The sequence below is a fragment of the Pantoea septica genome (assembly GCF_002095575.1).
Taxonomy (GTDB): Bacteria; Pseudomonadota; Gammaproteobacteria; order Enterobacterales; family Enterobacteriaceae; genus Pantoea; species Pantoea septica.
Map to the genome: position 1 here is coordinate 42,970 of NZ_MLJJ01000011.1, position 13,411 is coordinate 56,380.

The following is a 13,411-nucleotide window of genomic DNA, read 5'->3' on the forward strand; positions in this document are numbered from 1 at the left end:
GCTGTCTCTACGCGAGGGGAGCGGATCTAATCCGATTTGTTCTTTACTATATCCCCTTTATTACTTATACGATATGTTCCACTATCCAGAACAAAATAACTCCCTGTATTTTCACTGTTCCTCACCATAAGGAGAGAGTTTTTTTCTATACAATTCATCGGTGGTTTCATATCTTTGAAACAAAGGTTGTCATATCCATCTGTTTCTTTATAACCATCGCCAAAATCCCAAAATACAACTACGAAAGATCCATCTGAGCTATGCTTTGGAATACCATATTTTTCTTCTAACATGTTTTTATTTTCTAGCCACCAAATTATTTTCCCCTTATCTGTAGGTGGGAAGCTTCTAACTAAAATATCACTATAGTTATTTTCCTGATGTAGCGCGACAATCTCTACAGGACGTAAACACAGCCAAATCCAGTAACCTAGTAAAACGCAAGCAGTCAAGAAAAATAGAATCAAGATTTTTTTATTTATTACTTTCATTGCGACTCCCTGTGATTTCTACGGTTGCTTCCATATTGGTCATAAATGGCTTGAAACCAAACTGATTGTATCGCTGGAGAACAAACCAGATGCGGAAGAAATGGAACTGGCTGAATTTTGTTTTCAGTATATCGTCGCTGTCAAGGCCAAAGTGATCCTGTACTTTGTAGTGCACAACTGCCCGGTATCGATCATTTTCAATATGTAGTGATTGTAATATGATATGTGTTGCCCAGGTATCATGCACGGTGATTCCCATACCGTTAAAATTATCCTGAAAGCGGTCAAATTTAGGGAGTTTTCCACGAGATATAGCAGTCCTTAAATCATCTTTTTGAGCAACAGGATAAATTCTATTTTTCCAGTCATTTTTTTCTTGAAATACTTTTTCTAACAAAATACGAGTACTATTTTTTTCAGACCTATCATTAAGAATATGCTCTTTCAATGCCCTGTCCAGCGCCACATCGCGGAAAGGCGTACCATTGCCGTTCTGCATATGAGTGATCATCTTTTCGATCAGGTGGCTGTAGGGCCCGTAAAGGGAAAACTTGTGGGATAACGAGCGAAATTCATCAAACAGCATTGCTGCGCACTGCTGTCGGGTAATCTTTTCACCCTGGCCGCGCAGATTACAGCAGAACATGGACTGGGGACGATCCATTGAGGAACGCCGGGTAAGCGTCCAGGGATCAACCCGGTCAGAAATGTAATCCAGCCGGTACTGGGATTTTAACTGTGCTTCGGTTAAGTCGCCGCAGCGCATATCTTTAGCGCCGTAGTCGTCCATCCGGTTTTGGGTTTTGAATAGGGTACAGGGAAACTGTAGTGCGGCCATCGTGACACATTCCTTGTGTTATCGTCCTTTGAGGTCTTCACAGGGAATAATACGCGGTGAAAGGTCAGAGTGTAAATATTGTACAGCCTCTGCACGTAATTTTTTGCAGATTCAGGCAATCAGAATTTTTCTCACGGGTACCGGGCGCGAGCTGATGCTCCCGTCTAATCGTCGGGATTTAGCAAAGTAATTAGTTACTAACGCTTACCGGGTGAGGGTTGAATAATGCGCGATATACGGGCAGTGCTGAAACGCTGGGGAGAGTGGACGGCACATGAAGATATCTGAATATCTGCTAGCTTTGTCATAGTGCCACCTGAGCATTGAATAGCGCTTTGTACCCAAGCTGGATCGTGACAAGTGCTTTGGATACAACCATGGGTACAAAGAAAATGCGCGATGTTATGCAATCATATGCGACAGTATGGAAATTAAAAAAGCCCGCATTTAGCGGGCTGGGTTGGTTATCTGCTACTGAGTGCGACAGTATGCAATGTTACTCGATGTTCTGAATCTGCTCGCGCATCTGTTCGATTAACACCTTCAGCTCAATCGCCGATGCGGTCACGTCCGCATTGATCGATTTCGACCCCAGCGTGTTCGATTCGCGGTTGAACTCCTGCATCATGAAGTCGAGGCGGCGGCCGACGGCCTCTTTTTTGCCGAGGATGTTATAGGTCTCTTTGACATGGGCTTCCAGGCGATCCAGCTCTTCCGCGACGTCGATGCGCTGCGCCATCATCACCAGCTCCTGCTCGAGACGATTGTTTTCCAGCTGCACTTCTGCTTCTTCCAGCTTCGCCACCAGACGCTCGCGCTGCCATTTCAGGATCTCAGGCATCTGGGCGCGCACTTTCGCCACTTCCTGCTTCACGCCTTCGAGTCGCTGTTCGATCATGCCTTTCAGCGCTGCGCCTTCGCTTTCGCGCGCGACGATGAAGTCATCCAGCGCGCCGTCCAGCGCGCTCAGCAGCTGGGCGTTAATCGCATCGAGATCCTGTTCCTGCGCGGACATCACGCCAGGCCAGCGCAGAATGTCCATCGGATTGATGGCGCCTTCATCGCTCTGCATCTTCACCCAGTTGGCGGCCTGCACCAGCTGCTTCGCCAGGGTTTCATTCAGCATCAGTTCGCCCTGCGCGCTGGGATCGGCGTCGAAACGCAGGTTGCACTCGATTTTGCCGCGCGTCAGGCGCTGACGAATGCGTTCGCGGATAACCGGCTCCAGGCTGCGAAACTGCTCCGGCAGACGGATATAGGTTTCAAGATAACGCTGGTTAACGGAGCGGAGCTCCCAGGCGGCGCTGCCCCAGGTGCCTTTGGCTTCGCGGCGGGCGTAAGCGGTCATACTGCGGATCATAATCGGCTACTCTTTGTCAGAAATTATGCAGCAAGTATAGCGACACCCGCCGCGCGCTAACAGGCATAAGCGCAGGTGCTTGCGAATAACGAAACATTTCCGCTTTTGCGGACAGGCACTTATGATGGTCGCTGACCGTTTTAATGAGGATTCTGCCGATGTTCCGCTCTGTAGCCCTTTCCGTGGCGCTCGCCGCGCTGCTGGCCGGTTGCCAGGCGCCGCGTCCGCTCCCGCCGCCGACCAAACCCATTGCCGTGTGCGCCGGCGGCGAAATGATGATGCAGACCACGCTCTGGTTCGGCCTCAGCAAACCGCAGGGCGGGATGGTGAGCCGCGACGACTGGCAGCAGTTCCTTGATAAAGAGGTGACGCCGCGCTTCAAAGCGGGACTCAGCGTCTACGACGCCAGCGGTCAGTGGCTGGAGAAAAGCGGCAAGCTGGCGCGCGAGCCGAGCAAGGCGCTGATGCTTATTCACGGCGCGGAAAACGGAGTTAACGACGATATCGAAGCGCTGCGCACGCTTTACAAGCAACGCTTCGGCCAGGAGTCGGTGATGCGCGTCGACGCGCCGGTGTGCGTGGGATTCTGAATAAAAACGGCGGCTGGAAGGCCGCCGTATAGCGATCAGATAAACAGACCGGCGAAGGCGGCCGACAGCAGGCTCACCAGCGTGGAGCCGTAGACCAGCTTCCAGCCGAACCGGGAGACCACATTGCCCTGCTGTTCGTTCAGTCCTTTGATTGCGCCGGCGACGATGCCGATCGAGGCGACGTTGGCGAACGACACCAGGAACACTGAGAGAATGCCCAGCCCGCGCGGGGTCATGTTGGCCGCCACCTTTTGCAGCTCAATCATCGCCACGAACTCGTTCGCCACCAGCTTGGTCGCCATAATGCTGGCGGCCTGCAGCGCGTCGGCGGCGGGAATACCGATCAGCCAGGCGAACGGATAGAAGAGATAGCCGAGAATCTGCTGAAAGCTGTAGCCGAACAGCGCGCTGAATAGCGCATTGACCGCGGCGATCAGCGCGATAAAGCCGATCAGCATCGCCAGGATAATCATCGCCACTTTAAAGCCCGCCAGAATGTACTCGCCCAGCATCTCGAAAAAGCTTTGCTCTTCATGAAGCTTGTCGAGCGGGATCGCCGCTTCATCTTGCGCTTTGCCGGGATTGATAATCGAGAGAATAATAAAGGTGCTGAACATATTGAGCAGCAGCGCGGCGACCACATATTTCGGCTCGATCATCGACATATAGGCGCCGACGATAGAGAGCGACACGGTGGACATCGCCGTGGCGGCCATGGTGTAAAGGCGCTTCGGCGGGATATCGCCCAGAATGCCTTTATAGGCGATAAAGTTCTCCGACTGGCCGAGGACCAGCGTGCTGACGGCGTTGAACGACTCGAGTTTGCCCATGCCGTTAACTTTTGACAGCAGCGTGCCCACCAGCCGAATCAGCAGCGGCAGAATGCGCCAGTGCTGCAGAATGCCGATTAGCGCCGAGATAAACACAATGGGGCAGAGCACGCCAAGAAAGATAAAGGCCAGCCCTTGCTTGCTCATATTGCCGAACACGAAGTCTGTGCCCTGCGCGGCGAAGGTCAGCAGTTTCTCAAAAAAGCCGCTGAAGGCACCAACCGCCGCCTGTCCGCTGGCGGAGTGCAGGAAAAACCAGCCCAGCGCGGCTTCCACCACGATAAGCTGCACGATATAACGCAGGCGTATCTGTTTGCGGTCATGACTGACCAGCAGCGCAAGGGCAAAAATCACCGCCAGCGCCAGCAGGAAATGAAGAATTGAGGTCATACTTTTTATTTTCAGTGAGTGAGGAAGGCGCATTTAGCCACAGACCGCGCGGAAATTCATCCGCCGATGCGTCATCCCGTCAGCAAGACAGGCGACGAGGAAGTCCGTATAATGCGCAGCCAATTCATTTCAGCCGGAGATTACCATGCGTCCAGCAGGCCGAAGCGCACAGCAGGTGCGTCCCGTCACCCTGACCCGAAACTACACCAAACATGCCGAGGGCTCAGTACTGGTGGAGTTCGGCGAAACTAAAGTGCTTTGCACTGCTACCGTGGAAGAGAGCGTCCCGCGGTTCCTGAAAGGGCAGGGGCAAGGCTGGGTAACCGCCGAATATGGCATGCTGCCGCGCTCCACCCATAGCCGTATGGCGCGTGAAGCGGCCAAAGGCAAACAGGGCGGACGTACGCTGGAAATCCAGCGCCTTATCGCCCGCTCGCTGCGCGCGGCGGTCGATCTCAAAGCGCTGGGCGAATTTACCATCACGCTGGACTGCGACGTGATTCAGGCTGACGGCGGCACCCGTACCGCGTCGATTACCGGCGCCTGCGTGGCGCTGGCCGATGCGCTGAACAAGCTGGTGGCCGACGGCAAGCTGAAAGCGAACCCGATGAAAGGCATGGTGGCGGCGATCTCCGTCGGCATCGTCGAAGGCGAAGCGCGCTGCGATCTGGAGTATGTAGAAGACTCCGCCGCTGAAACCGACATGAACGTGGTCATGCTGGAAGATGGCCGCATGATCGAAGTGCAGGGCACGGCGGAAGGCGAGCCGTTCAGCCATGAGGAGCTGCTGTCGCTGCTCGCGCTGGCGCGCGGCGGCATCGAGGAACTGATTCAAGCGCAGAAAGCGGCGCTGAACAACTGATTTACCAGGCGACCAGAGAGTCGCCTTTTTTTTGCGAGAGGAGTGAGAGATGAAAGCCTGGCAGCGTCAGTTTATTGAATTCGCCCTGAACAAGCAGGTGCTGAAGTTCGGCGAATTTACCCTGAAGTCTGGCCGTAAAAGCCCCTATTTTTTCAATGCCGGCCTGTTCAACAGCGGTCGCGATTTGGCGCTGCTGGGCCGTTTCTACGCGCAGGCGTTAGTGGACGGCGGCGTCGACTTCGATCTGCTGTTCGGGCCTGCCTATAAAGGCATTCCTATCGCCACCACTACCGCCGTGGCGCTGGCCGATCACCATGACCGCGACGTGCCTTACTGCTTCAACCGCAAAGAGGCGAAAGATCATGGCGAAGGCGGTCTGCTGGTTGGCAGCCCGCTGGCGGGCCGCGTTATGCTGGTGGATGACGTCATCACCGCCGGCACGGCGATACGCGAATCGATGGACATTATCAACGCGCATAACGCCACGCTGGCGGGCGTGCTGATTTCCCTGGATCGACAGGAGCGCGGACGCGGCGATATTTCAGCGATTCAGGAGGTGGAGCGCGACTATAAATGTCAGGTTACCGCCATCATTACCCTGAAGGATCTGATTAGCTATTTGGAAGAGAAGCCTGAAATGGCGGATCATCTGGCGAAAGTGCGCGCCTATCAGAAAGAGTACGGCATTTAATGCCGATGGCTTCCCTTTCCCGCCCGGGAAAGGGAAGCCAGTCCGGCTGACGTGCGCGGACTACACCAGCTGCGCGGCCAGCAGCGGCCAGCGGATATCGAAGTCGGCGGTCGGCCGAAAACGGAATTCCGAGCGCACGTAACGCGACAGGATGCCTTCGCAAAACGCCAGCAGCTGGCTCGCCAGCAGCGCCTCGTCCGTTTCGAAGCCTTCGCCTTCACGCATTTTGCGTTCGCGCATCACCTGACGCAGCTGCACTTCAATACGCTCAAACAGCTGATTAATGCGCCCCTGCAGGCGATCCTGCTCAAACATCAGCGCGTGACCGGTCAAAATGCGAGTCAGCCCCGGATTACGCTCACCAAATCCCAGAATCAGCTGCACGATAAGACGCAGGCGCGCCATCGTCTCTTTTTCATCTTTCAGGATCAGATTGATGCGGGTAATCAGACTGTCTTCAATAAACTCAATCAGGCTGTCGAACATGCGCGTTTTGCTGGGAAAGTGGCGGTAAAGCGCCGCTTCAGAAACACCGACGCTGGCCGCCAGCTTGGCGGTGGTGATGCGCTGGCTACCGTCACTGGATTCCAGCATTTGCGCCAACGCCTGCAAAATTTCTTCGCGACGGTTCCGTTTGGCGAGTTTTTTTTCTGCCATGACCTTAAAAACCCCTGAAATTTACCTTAAACAGGCACACCTTCCTGTCAGCCTTAAGCGCGAGGCTTAAGGCTGAGTGGAAATAAACAGATGGTTAAGCAAAAATGGGCGTTACTGACGGCCTGAATGGCCGAAACCGCCTTCCCCACGGGCGCTGGCGTCGAAATCTTCCACCAGGTTGAACTCCGCCTGAACGACCGGCACGAAGACCAGCTGTGCAAGACGATCCCCTGGCTGCAGCGTAAAGCTCTCCTGGCCGCGGTTCCAGACCGATACCATCAGCTGGCCCTGATAGTCGGAATCGATCAGGCCCACCAGATTGCCCAGCACGATGCCGTGCTTATGGCCCAGGCCGGAGCGCGGCAGGATAACCGCCGCCAGGCCGGGATCGCCGATGTGTATCGCCAGGCCGGTCGGCACCAGCGTGGTCATACCGGGCGTGATTTCCAGCGCGCTCTCCAGGCAGGCGCGCAAATCGAGCCCGGCGGAGCCAGAGGTCGCGTAGGTCGGCAGCGGAAACTCCGCGCCCACGCGCGCATCAAGAATCTTTACGTCGATTTTTTTCATCATAAAGGCGGACAATCTCGTCTAATAAATGTTGGCCAAGGAGCGTCTTATCGCTGAGCGGTAAGCGTTTTTCTCCCTCCTGCCAAAAGAGGTGAAGCGCGTTGGTATCGCTGTTAAATCCCTGTCCGGCTTTTGCTACGTCGTTAGCGCAGATCAGGTCCAGATTTTTTCTTACCCGTTTTTGTCGTGCGTATTCTTCCACATTCTGGGTTTCTGCGGCAAATCCAACCACGTAGGGCCGGTTCTGCGGCATCGCGGCGACGCCCGCCACAATATCCGGGTTTTTCACCAGCTGGAGCGTGACGGCATCATCTTCGCCGCCCTGCTTTTTCATCTTTTCCGCCGCGATCGTCGCGGCGCGATAGTCCGCTACCGCGGCGCTGGCGATAAAAATGTGCTGTTTCGCTGCGTCAGCCATGACGGCGGCCTCCATCTCCAGTGCGGAGGTCACGTCGATACGGCGAACCGCCGGCGGCGTTGGCAGGCTAACCGGGCCGCTCACCAGCGTTACGCTGGCGCCGCGGCTGGCGGCGGCGGCGGCAATGGCGAAGCCCATCTTGCCGGAGCTGTGGTTGCTGATATAGCGCACCGGGTCGAGCGCTTCGCGCGTTGGACCGGCGGTGATCATAATGTTGAGATGTTGCAAATCGTTGATGGGCGAGGCCCACTGCACCGCATGGTCGACAATCACCAGTGGGTCGAGCATGCGGCCAGGGCCCACGTCGCCGCACGCCTGGCTGCCGCTGTCGGGCCCCCAAATCAGCAGGCCGCGCGCCGCAAGCTGCTGCAAATTATGCTGCGTGACGGCGGCGCGATACATCTGCTGATTCATCGCCGGCACCACGGCCACGGGCGCGGCGGTGGCGAGACAGGCGGTGGTCACCAAATCGTTGGCCATGCCGGCATTCAGACGGGCGATAAGGTCGGCAGACGCCGGCGCCAGTACGATTAAATCGGCCCATTTCGCCAGTTCGATATGGCCCATCGCCGCTTCGGCTGCGGGATCGAGCAGATCTTCGAACACCGGATGGCCGGAAACGGCCTGCAGGCTGAGCGGCGTAATAAAGGCTTTGGCGGCGGGCGTCATCATAACGCGTACTTCGGCGCCGCGATCGCGCAGACGACGCACCAGCTCGGGCGCTTTATACGCCGCGATGCCGCCGCTCACGCCAAGCAGAATTTTTTTTCCGGCTAATCCCATCATGCTATAGGCCTCATTTCGCTGGATGCCGCGTCAGACGCGGCCGGGTGGCAGGAATGTATCATAAAGCCGACCCCGCGCCTTTTCACCTTCTGCGTTTGCGAGCCGCCTCGTAAACCCGGCAGAGGGTACTGGTTAAGTATACAGTAATTGGCCATGATGTCGTCAATGGCAGGAGGCATTTATGGACGATATAACACCACGAGAAAAATTGCGGTTGATGGGCGCAGAGGCGTTAAGTGACGTCGAACTGCTGGCGATCTTTCTGCGCACCGGCACGGTCGGCGCGAATGTCATCACGCTGGCGCAGCAGATGCTGCAGCGGTTCGGCTCCCTTTATCACATCATGACCGCGTCGCCGGCGGAGTTCGAGGAGATAAAAGGCGTCGGCGCCGCCAAGCTGGCGCAGCTGCACGCCATCGCTGAACTGGCGCGGCGCTTTTTCGCCAGCCAGATGGCGCGGGAAGATGTCATGGCGAACCCGCAGGTCACGCGGCAATATCTGCAAAGCGTGCTGGCGCATCAGGAGCGGGAAATCTTTATGGCGCTGTTTCTGGATAACCAGCATCGCGTATTACAGGCGCAGAAGATATTTATGGGCTCTATCAACAGCGTCGAGGTGCATCCGCGTGAAATCGTGCGCGAGGCGCTGAAGCTTAACGCGGCGGCGATTATTCTCGCGCACAATCATCCTTCCGGCATGGCGGAGCCGAGCCGCGCCGATCGACATATTACGCATAAGGTCAGCGCGGCCTGCACCCTGCTGAATATACGCCTGCTCGATCATCTGGTGATCGGTCACGGCGAATATGTCTCTTTTGCAGAGCGCGGCTGGCTGTAAAAAGCCAGGGCCGGCAGGTGCAGATGGCGGGTTTTTGCACGATCTTCAGGGATCTTTATCTGTTCGGGACTTGAGCACTTGCGCTGAGCGGCGTATACTACGCCACCTTTGAGAATCTCGGGTTTGGCGTTTGGGCCAGCTTAGCGGGTTCACATGGAACTCGCCTGGCGGGCTATGAGCCTGACGAGGCGGCCAAGACCTAGTTTTTAAAGCTCGAGCTGATTTGATTTTTGGAGAATAGACATGTCACGAGTCTGCCAGGTAACTGGAAAGCGTCCGGTGACCGGTAACAACCGTTCCCACGCAATGAACGCGACGAAACGCCGTTTCCTTCCGAACCTGCACTCACACCGTTTTTGGGTTGAGAGCGAGAAGCGCTTCGTTACTCTGCGTGTATCTGCTAAAGGTATGCGTGTTATTGATAAAAAGGGCATCGATACGGTTCTGGCCGAAATCCGCGCCCGTGGTGAGAAGTACTAAGGAACTGAATCATGGCTAAAGGTATTCGTGAGAAGATCAAGCTGGTTTCCTCTGCTGGTACAGGTCACTTCTATACCACCACGAAGAACAAACGTACTAAACCTGAGAAGCTGGAACTGAAAAAGTTCGATCCGGTTGTACGTCAGCACGTGATCTATAAAGAAGCCAAAATTAAATAATTTTGGTGTTCTGTGAAAAACCCGGCTTCGGCCGGGTTTTTTGTTTTTGCCGCTTTTTGAGGAGAGAACATGCCGGAATTACCCGAGGTCGAAACCAGCCGACGCGGCATAGAACCGCATCTGGTGGGCGAAAAAATTTTACATGCGGTGGTGCGCAACGGCCGCCTGCGTTGGCCGGTGTCGCAGGAGATCCATGCGCTCAGCGACCAGCCTGTGCTGAGCGTGCAGCGCCGCGCCAAATATCTGCTGCTGGAGCTGCCGCACGGCTGGATCATTATCCACCTCGGCATGTCTGGCAGCCTGCGCGTGCTGCCGGAAGAGCAGCCCGCTGCGAAACACGATCATGTCGATTTAGTGATGAGCAACGGCAAAGTGCTGCGCTACACCGATCCGCGCCGCTTCGGCGCCTGGCTGTGGAGCACCGATCCTGAAGGCAGCAACGTGCTGGCGCACCTGGGGCCTGAACCGCTCGGCGACGCCTTTAGCGGCGACTATCTCTATGAGAAGTCGCGCGGCAAGCGTACGGCGGTTAAACAGTGGCTGATGGACAACAAGGTGGTGGTCGGCGTCGGCAATATCTACGCCAGCGAATCGCTGTTCACGGCCGGGATCCTGCCCGATCGTCCGGCGATGAGCCTGAGCGATGAAGAGGCGCAGCGTCTGGTCGCGACCATTAAGGCGGTGCTGCTGCGTTCGATAGAGCAGGGCGGCACCACGCTGCGCGACTTTTTACAGAGCGACGGCAAGCCCGGGTATTTCGCTCAGGAGCTGCAGGTTTACGGCCGCGCCGGCGAACCTTGTCGCGCCTGCGGCACGCCCATCGTCAGCGGCAAGCATGGGCAGCGCAGCACCTTCTGGTGCCCCAACTGCCAGTGTTAATCAGGCCAGCTTCTTCAGCAGCGCCTGCAGCACGTGCGGCGGTAGAAAGGCGCTGACGTCGCCACCGTGGCGCGCCACCTCTTTGACCAGCGAAGAAGAGACGAAAGAGAAGCCTTCGGTCGGCATCAGAAACACGCTCTCCAGCGTCGGCAGCAGATGGCGGTTCATATGGGCGAGCTGCATCTCATACTCGAAGTCGGAAACCGCGCGCAGGCCGCGAACCAGCACATTGGCCTGCTGCGCCCGGGCGAAGTTCGCCATCAAATCGCTAAATCCCGCTACCTCGACGTTCGGCAGATGCGCCACCATGTTTCGCGCTAGCTCGACGCGCTCCTCCAGGCTAAACATTGGCTTCTTGCTCGGGCTGGCGGCCACCGCCAGCACCACCCGATCGAACATTTGCGCGGCGCGCGTCACGATATCGAGATGGCCGAGCGTAACGGGATCGAAGGTTCCGGGATAAATCGCTTTAGTGCTCATAGACGGCCTTTGTCTGCGGCATGATTCAGCGCCCACAGCGCGGAATATTTGTTGAAGGTGTACTGCGCGTTGACCACGGCCAGAATCCAGCCCTGTTTGCCGTCGAGAAAGCCTGCGCGCAGCAGAAGCGTTTTCAGAAAGGCGCCCAGCGTATGGGAAAAGATCGAGAAGAGGCCGCAGCGCTTGCCGCGCTGATGGCGCTCCTGCGCCCAGGCGGCGGCGTAAGCCAGCTGCTTCTGCTGGAAAACGATCAGGTCACGGCAGGTGAGATGTTGCAGGTCGCCCTGCAGCCGCACCACCGGCGCGCCCTGCGTTTCCAGCGACTCGTGCACCAGATTGTCGTTATAGCTCAGCGCGCGCGGATAAAGGCGCATAACGCGATCCGGGTACCAGCCGCTGTGACGCATAAAGCGGCCGAGAAAGAGGTTGCTGCGGTTCAGGCTGTAGACGGTACCGGCAGGCGGCTGCGTCAGTACCGCTTCAATACTGGCGCGCAGCGTCGGCGTCACGCGCTCGTCGGCATCGATCATCAGAATCATCTCGCCGCTGGCATAGCGCTGCGCGCGCTGGCGCTGTTTGCCGAATCCGACCCACGCCTCGGCGCGATAGACTTTAGCGCCAGCCTGACGCGCGATCTCGGCGGTCTCGTCGCTGCTGCCGGCGTCCAGCAGGATAATCTCGTCCGCCCAGCTGACGGAGGCGAGACAGTCGGGCAGCAGCGCCGCTTCGTTTTTGGCGATGATCACCACGGAAAGGCGTTGGCGAGCGCTCATCAGTGGGCCCGCGGCGGTAAATGGGGTTCAAGCAACTGCAGCAAACGCTGCAGCGCGCCCTGATTCTGGTGCAGCACCTCGACCGCGTGGCGGCCGTAATAAAGACGGTAATCTTCGTCCTGCAGCAGGTTGGTCACCTCTTTCTCCAGCGATACCACGTCGGTAACGGTAATCAGACCCTGCGCCTGCTGCAGCCTGGCGCAGATATCCTTGAAGTTCCAGATATGGGGGCCCATTAGCACCGGAATGGCGTGAGCGGCAGGCTCCAGCGGATTGTGTCCGCCGCGCTCTACCAGGCTGCCGCCGACGAAAGCGAGGTCGGCGATGCCATAAAGCAGCATCAGCTCGCCCATGGTGTCGCCGATCACCACCTGGGTCGAACCGGAAGGAATTTCGCCGCTGCTGCGCAGGATAAAGCTGAAGTTGCGTTTCTGCGTCAGGTTGCGCGCATCGGTGAAGCGCTCCGGATGGCGAGGCACCAGAATCAGCAGCAGATCGGGAAAGGTTTGCAGCAGGCGGCGATGGGCGTCCAGCACGATCGCCTCTTCCCCTTCGTGCGTGCTGGTGGCGATCCAGACCGGACGGCGCGGCGCCCACTGACGACGCAGCGTTATCGCTCTGGCGGCCAGTTCAGGCGTTACGGAAATATCGAATTTCAGGCTGCCGGTCACCGCCAGCTGCGAGCGCTTTAGCCCCAGCGCAAGAAAACGGTCGGCATCTTCCGTATTCTGCGCGGCAATCAGGGTAATGCGCTGCAGCAGGTCGCGCATAAAGCCGCCCAGCTTGCGATAGCCTTTAGCGGAACGCTCCGACAGGCGCGCATTGGCGATGACCAGCGGGATCTGACGCTGATGAAGGATGCGGATAATATTGGGCCACAGCTCGGTTTCCATGATGATCACCAGCCGCGGATTGACCGTATCGAGAAAACGGTTGATGGCGCCGGGCAGATCGTAAGGCAGATAAACGTGATGCACATCTTTGCCGAACGCCGACTGCGCGCGCTCAGAGCCGGTCGGCGTCATGGTGGTCACGGTAATCGGCAAGGTCGGATAACGATGACGCAGCGCGCGCACCAGGGGAACAGCTGCCAGGGTTTCGCCCACGGAGACCGAATGCAGCACGATACCGTCCGGCTCCACTTTTCCCGTGCAGTAGCCGTAGCGCTCTGCCCAGCGTTTACGGTACGCCGGCGCTTTACGGCCGCGCAGCCAGAGGCGCAGCCAGATGAGCGGCTGGATGAGGTAGAGCAGAACGGTATAGAGGGTTGTCATAGTTATCGTTTCGACAGCCGGGCAGAAA

At 57.1% G+C, this 13,411-nt stretch carries 17 protein-coding genes; 7 read left to right on the forward strand and 10 right to left on the reverse strand.

Annotation, left to right across the window (positions count from 1 at the left end):
* Positions 1–26: 26 nt before the first annotated feature.
* The 3 genes from HA46_RS07980 to HA46_RS07990 form a co-directional block, all read right to left on the reverse strand.
* Positions 27–491, reverse strand: a complete 465-nt coding sequence (locus HA46_RS07980; protein ID WP_084883562.1) for a DUF943 family protein — start codon at positions 489–491, stop codon at positions 27–29.
* Positions 475–1,329 carry a YPO3983 family protein gene (locus HA46_RS07985; protein WP_084883564.1) on the reverse strand — a complete coding sequence of 285 codons (855 nt, stop codon included), beginning with the start codon at positions 1,327–1,329 and terminating at the stop codon, positions 475–477. Before HA46_RS07985 ends, HA46_RS07980 begins: the two co-directional genes overlap by 17 nt.
* 496 nt (positions 1,330–1,825) lie before the next feature.
* A complete protein-coding gene (locus HA46_RS07990; RefSeq protein ID WP_084883566.1) occupies positions 1,826–2,689 on the reverse strand; it encodes a YicC/YloC family endoribonuclease in 864 nt (287 codons plus the stop codon).
* Positions 2,690–2,847: 158 nt separating this feature from the next.
* Here HA46_RS07990 and HA46_RS07995 point away from each other — a divergent pair, with 158 nt between their 5' ends.
* Positions 2,848–3,279, forward strand: coding sequence for a DUF3574 domain-containing protein (locus HA46_RS07995; protein ID WP_033792889.1), 432 nt, complete (start codon positions 2,848–2,850; stop codon positions 3,277–3,279).
* A gap of 35 nt (positions 3,280–3,314) precedes the next feature.
* On the opposite strand, the gene HA46_RS08000 is transcribed toward HA46_RS07995, so the two are convergent.
* A complete protein-coding gene (locus HA46_RS08000; protein ID WP_033792888.1) occupies positions 3,315–4,499 on the reverse strand; it encodes a NupC/NupG family nucleoside CNT transporter in 1,185 nt (394 codons plus the stop codon).
* A gap of 145 nt (positions 4,500–4,644) precedes the next feature.
* Between HA46_RS08000 and rph the strand changes: the two genes are divergently transcribed.
* On the forward strand, positions 4,645–5,361 hold the full coding sequence (gene rph / locus HA46_RS08005) for a ribonuclease PH (protein WP_033754298.1): 717 nt from the start codon (positions 4,645–4,647) through the stop codon (positions 5,359–5,361).
* A 49-nt stretch (positions 5,362–5,410) separates the two neighbouring features.
* On the forward strand, positions 5,411–6,052 hold the full coding sequence (gene pyrE, locus HA46_RS08010) for an orotate phosphoribosyltransferase (protein WP_033754300.1): 642 nt from the start codon (positions 5,411–5,413) through the stop codon (positions 6,050–6,052).
* Between the two features lie 60 nt (positions 6,053–6,112).
* Here pyrE and slmA read toward each other — a convergent pair whose 3' ends face one another.
* From slmA to coaBC, 3 genes are all read right to left on the reverse strand, one after another.
* Positions 6,113–6,709, reverse strand: coding sequence for a nucleoid occlusion factor SlmA (gene slmA, locus HA46_RS08015; protein ID WP_033792887.1), 597 nt, complete (start codon positions 6,707–6,709; stop codon positions 6,113–6,115).
* Positions 6,710–6,820: 111 nt separating this feature from the next.
* On the reverse strand, positions 6,821–7,279 hold the full coding sequence (gene dut, locus HA46_RS08020; RefSeq protein WP_033792886.1) for a dUTP diphosphatase: 459 nt from the start codon (positions 7,277–7,279) through the stop codon (positions 6,821–6,823).
* On the reverse strand, positions 7,248–8,480 hold the full coding sequence (gene coaBC, locus HA46_RS08025; RefSeq protein WP_033792884.1) for a bifunctional phosphopantothenoylcysteine decarboxylase/phosphopantothenate--cysteine ligase CoaBC: 1,233 nt from the start codon (positions 8,478–8,480) through the stop codon (positions 7,248–7,250). Before coaBC ends, dut begins: the two co-directional genes overlap by 32 nt.
* 181 nt (positions 8,481–8,661) lie before the next feature.
* Here coaBC and radC point away from each other — a divergent pair, with 181 nt between their 5' ends.
* The 4 genes from radC (at position 8,662) to mutM (ending at position 10,856) form a co-directional block, all read left to right on the forward strand.
* Entirely contained in the window at positions 8,662–9,318 is a 657-nt protein-coding gene (gene radC / locus HA46_RS08030; RefSeq protein ID WP_084883568.1) for a RadC family protein, read from the forward strand.
* 243 nt (positions 9,319–9,561) lie between these two features.
* Positions 9,562–9,798: a 50S ribosomal protein L28 gene (gene rpmB, locus HA46_RS08035; RefSeq protein WP_010616494.1), complete on the forward strand. Its 237-nt coding sequence runs from the start codon at positions 9,562–9,564 to the stop codon at positions 9,796–9,798.
* Positions 9,799–9,809: 11 nt separating this feature from the next.
* Positions 9,810–9,977, forward strand: coding sequence for a 50S ribosomal protein L33 (gene rpmG, locus HA46_RS08040; protein ID WP_001051798.1), 168 nt, complete (start codon positions 9,810–9,812; stop codon positions 9,975–9,977).
* A gap of 69 nt (positions 9,978–10,046) precedes the next feature.
* Positions 10,047–10,856 carry a bifunctional DNA-formamidopyrimidine glycosylase/DNA-(apurinic or apyrimidinic site) lyase gene (gene mutM / locus HA46_RS08045; RefSeq protein WP_084883570.1) on the forward strand — a complete coding sequence of 270 codons (810 nt, stop codon included), beginning with the start codon at positions 10,047–10,049 and terminating at the stop codon, positions 10,854–10,856.
* Here the strand turns inward: mutM and coaD are convergent, their stop codons facing one another.
* The 3 genes from coaD to waaA are packed head-to-tail and all read right to left on the reverse strand — an operon-like array spanning position 10,857 to position 13,383.
* Positions 10,857–11,336: a pantetheine-phosphate adenylyltransferase gene (gene coaD / locus HA46_RS08050; protein ID WP_084883572.1), complete on the reverse strand. Its 480-nt coding sequence runs from the start codon at positions 11,334–11,336 to the stop codon at positions 10,857–10,859.
* Positions 11,333–12,109: a glycosyltransferase family 2 protein gene (locus tag HA46_RS08055; protein WP_084883574.1), complete on the reverse strand. Its 777-nt coding sequence runs from the start codon at positions 12,107–12,109 to the stop codon at positions 11,333–11,335. The genes coaD and HA46_RS08055 overlap by 4 nt, the downstream gene beginning before the upstream one ends.
* Positions 12,109–13,383, reverse strand: a complete 1,275-nt coding sequence (waaA, locus tag HA46_RS08060) for a lipid IV(A) 3-deoxy-D-manno-octulosonic acid transferase (protein WP_033792874.1) — start codon at positions 13,381–13,383, stop codon at positions 12,109–12,111. The genes HA46_RS08055 and waaA overlap by 1 nt, the downstream gene beginning before the upstream one ends.
* Positions 13,384–13,411: the final 28 nt, after the last annotated feature.

Excerpts from the sequence above, each read along its gene's own strand:
- HA46_RS07980 (WP_084883562.1), bottom strand. The coding sequence starts at position 491 with ATGAAAGTAATAAATAAAAAAATCTTGATTCTATTTTTCTTGACTGCT.
- HA46_RS07985 (WP_084883564.1), bottom strand. The coding sequence starts at position 1,329 with ATGGCCGCACTACAGTTTCCCTGTACCCTATTCAAAACCCAAAACCGG.
- HA46_RS07990 (WP_084883566.1), bottom strand. The coding sequence starts at position 2,689 with ATGATCCGCAGTATGACCGCTTACGCCCGCCGCGAAGCCAAAGGCACC.
- HA46_RS07995 (WP_033792889.1), top strand. The coding sequence starts at position 2,848 with ATGTTCCGCTCTGTAGCCCTTTCCGTGGCGCTCGCCGCGCTGCTGGCC.
- HA46_RS08000 (WP_033792888.1), bottom strand. The coding sequence starts at position 4,499 with ATGACCTCAATTCTTCATTTCCTGCTGGCGCTGGCGGTGATTTTTGCC.
- rph (WP_033754298.1), top strand. The coding sequence starts at position 4,645 with ATGCGTCCAGCAGGCCGAAGCGCACAGCAGGTGCGTCCCGTCACCCTG.
- pyrE (WP_033754300.1), top strand. The coding sequence starts at position 5,411 with ATGAAAGCCTGGCAGCGTCAGTTTATTGAATTCGCCCTGAACAAGCAG.
- slmA (WP_033792887.1), bottom strand. The coding sequence starts at position 6,709 with ATGGCAGAAAAAAAACTCGCCAAACGGAACCGTCGCGAAGAAATTTTG.
- dut (WP_033792886.1), bottom strand. The coding sequence starts at position 7,279 with ATGATGAAAAAAATCGACGTAAAGATTCTTGATGCGCGCGTGGGCGCG.
- coaBC (WP_033792884.1), bottom strand. The coding sequence starts at position 8,480 with ATGATGGGATTAGCCGGAAAAAAAATTCTGCTTGGCGTGAGCGGCGGC.
- radC (WP_084883568.1), top strand. The coding sequence starts at position 8,662 with ATGGACGATATAACACCACGAGAAAAATTGCGGTTGATGGGCGCAGAG.
- rpmB (WP_010616494.1), top strand. The coding sequence starts at position 9,562 with ATGTCACGAGTCTGCCAGGTAACTGGAAAGCGTCCGGTGACCGGTAAC.
- rpmG (WP_001051798.1), top strand. The coding sequence starts at position 9,810 with ATGGCTAAAGGTATTCGTGAGAAGATCAAGCTGGTTTCCTCTGCTGGT.
- mutM (WP_084883570.1), top strand. The coding sequence starts at position 10,047 with ATGCCGGAATTACCCGAGGTCGAAACCAGCCGACGCGGCATAGAACCG.
- coaD (WP_084883572.1), bottom strand. The coding sequence starts at position 11,336 with ATGAGCACTAAAGCGATTTATCCCGGAACCTTCGATCCCGTTACGCTC.
- HA46_RS08055 (WP_084883574.1), bottom strand. The coding sequence starts at position 12,109 with ATGAGCGCTCGCCAACGCCTTTCCGTGGTGATCATCGCCAAAAACGAA.
- waaA (WP_033792874.1), bottom strand. The coding sequence starts at position 13,383 with ATGACAACCCTCTATACCGTTCTGCTCTACCTCATCCAGCCGCTCATC.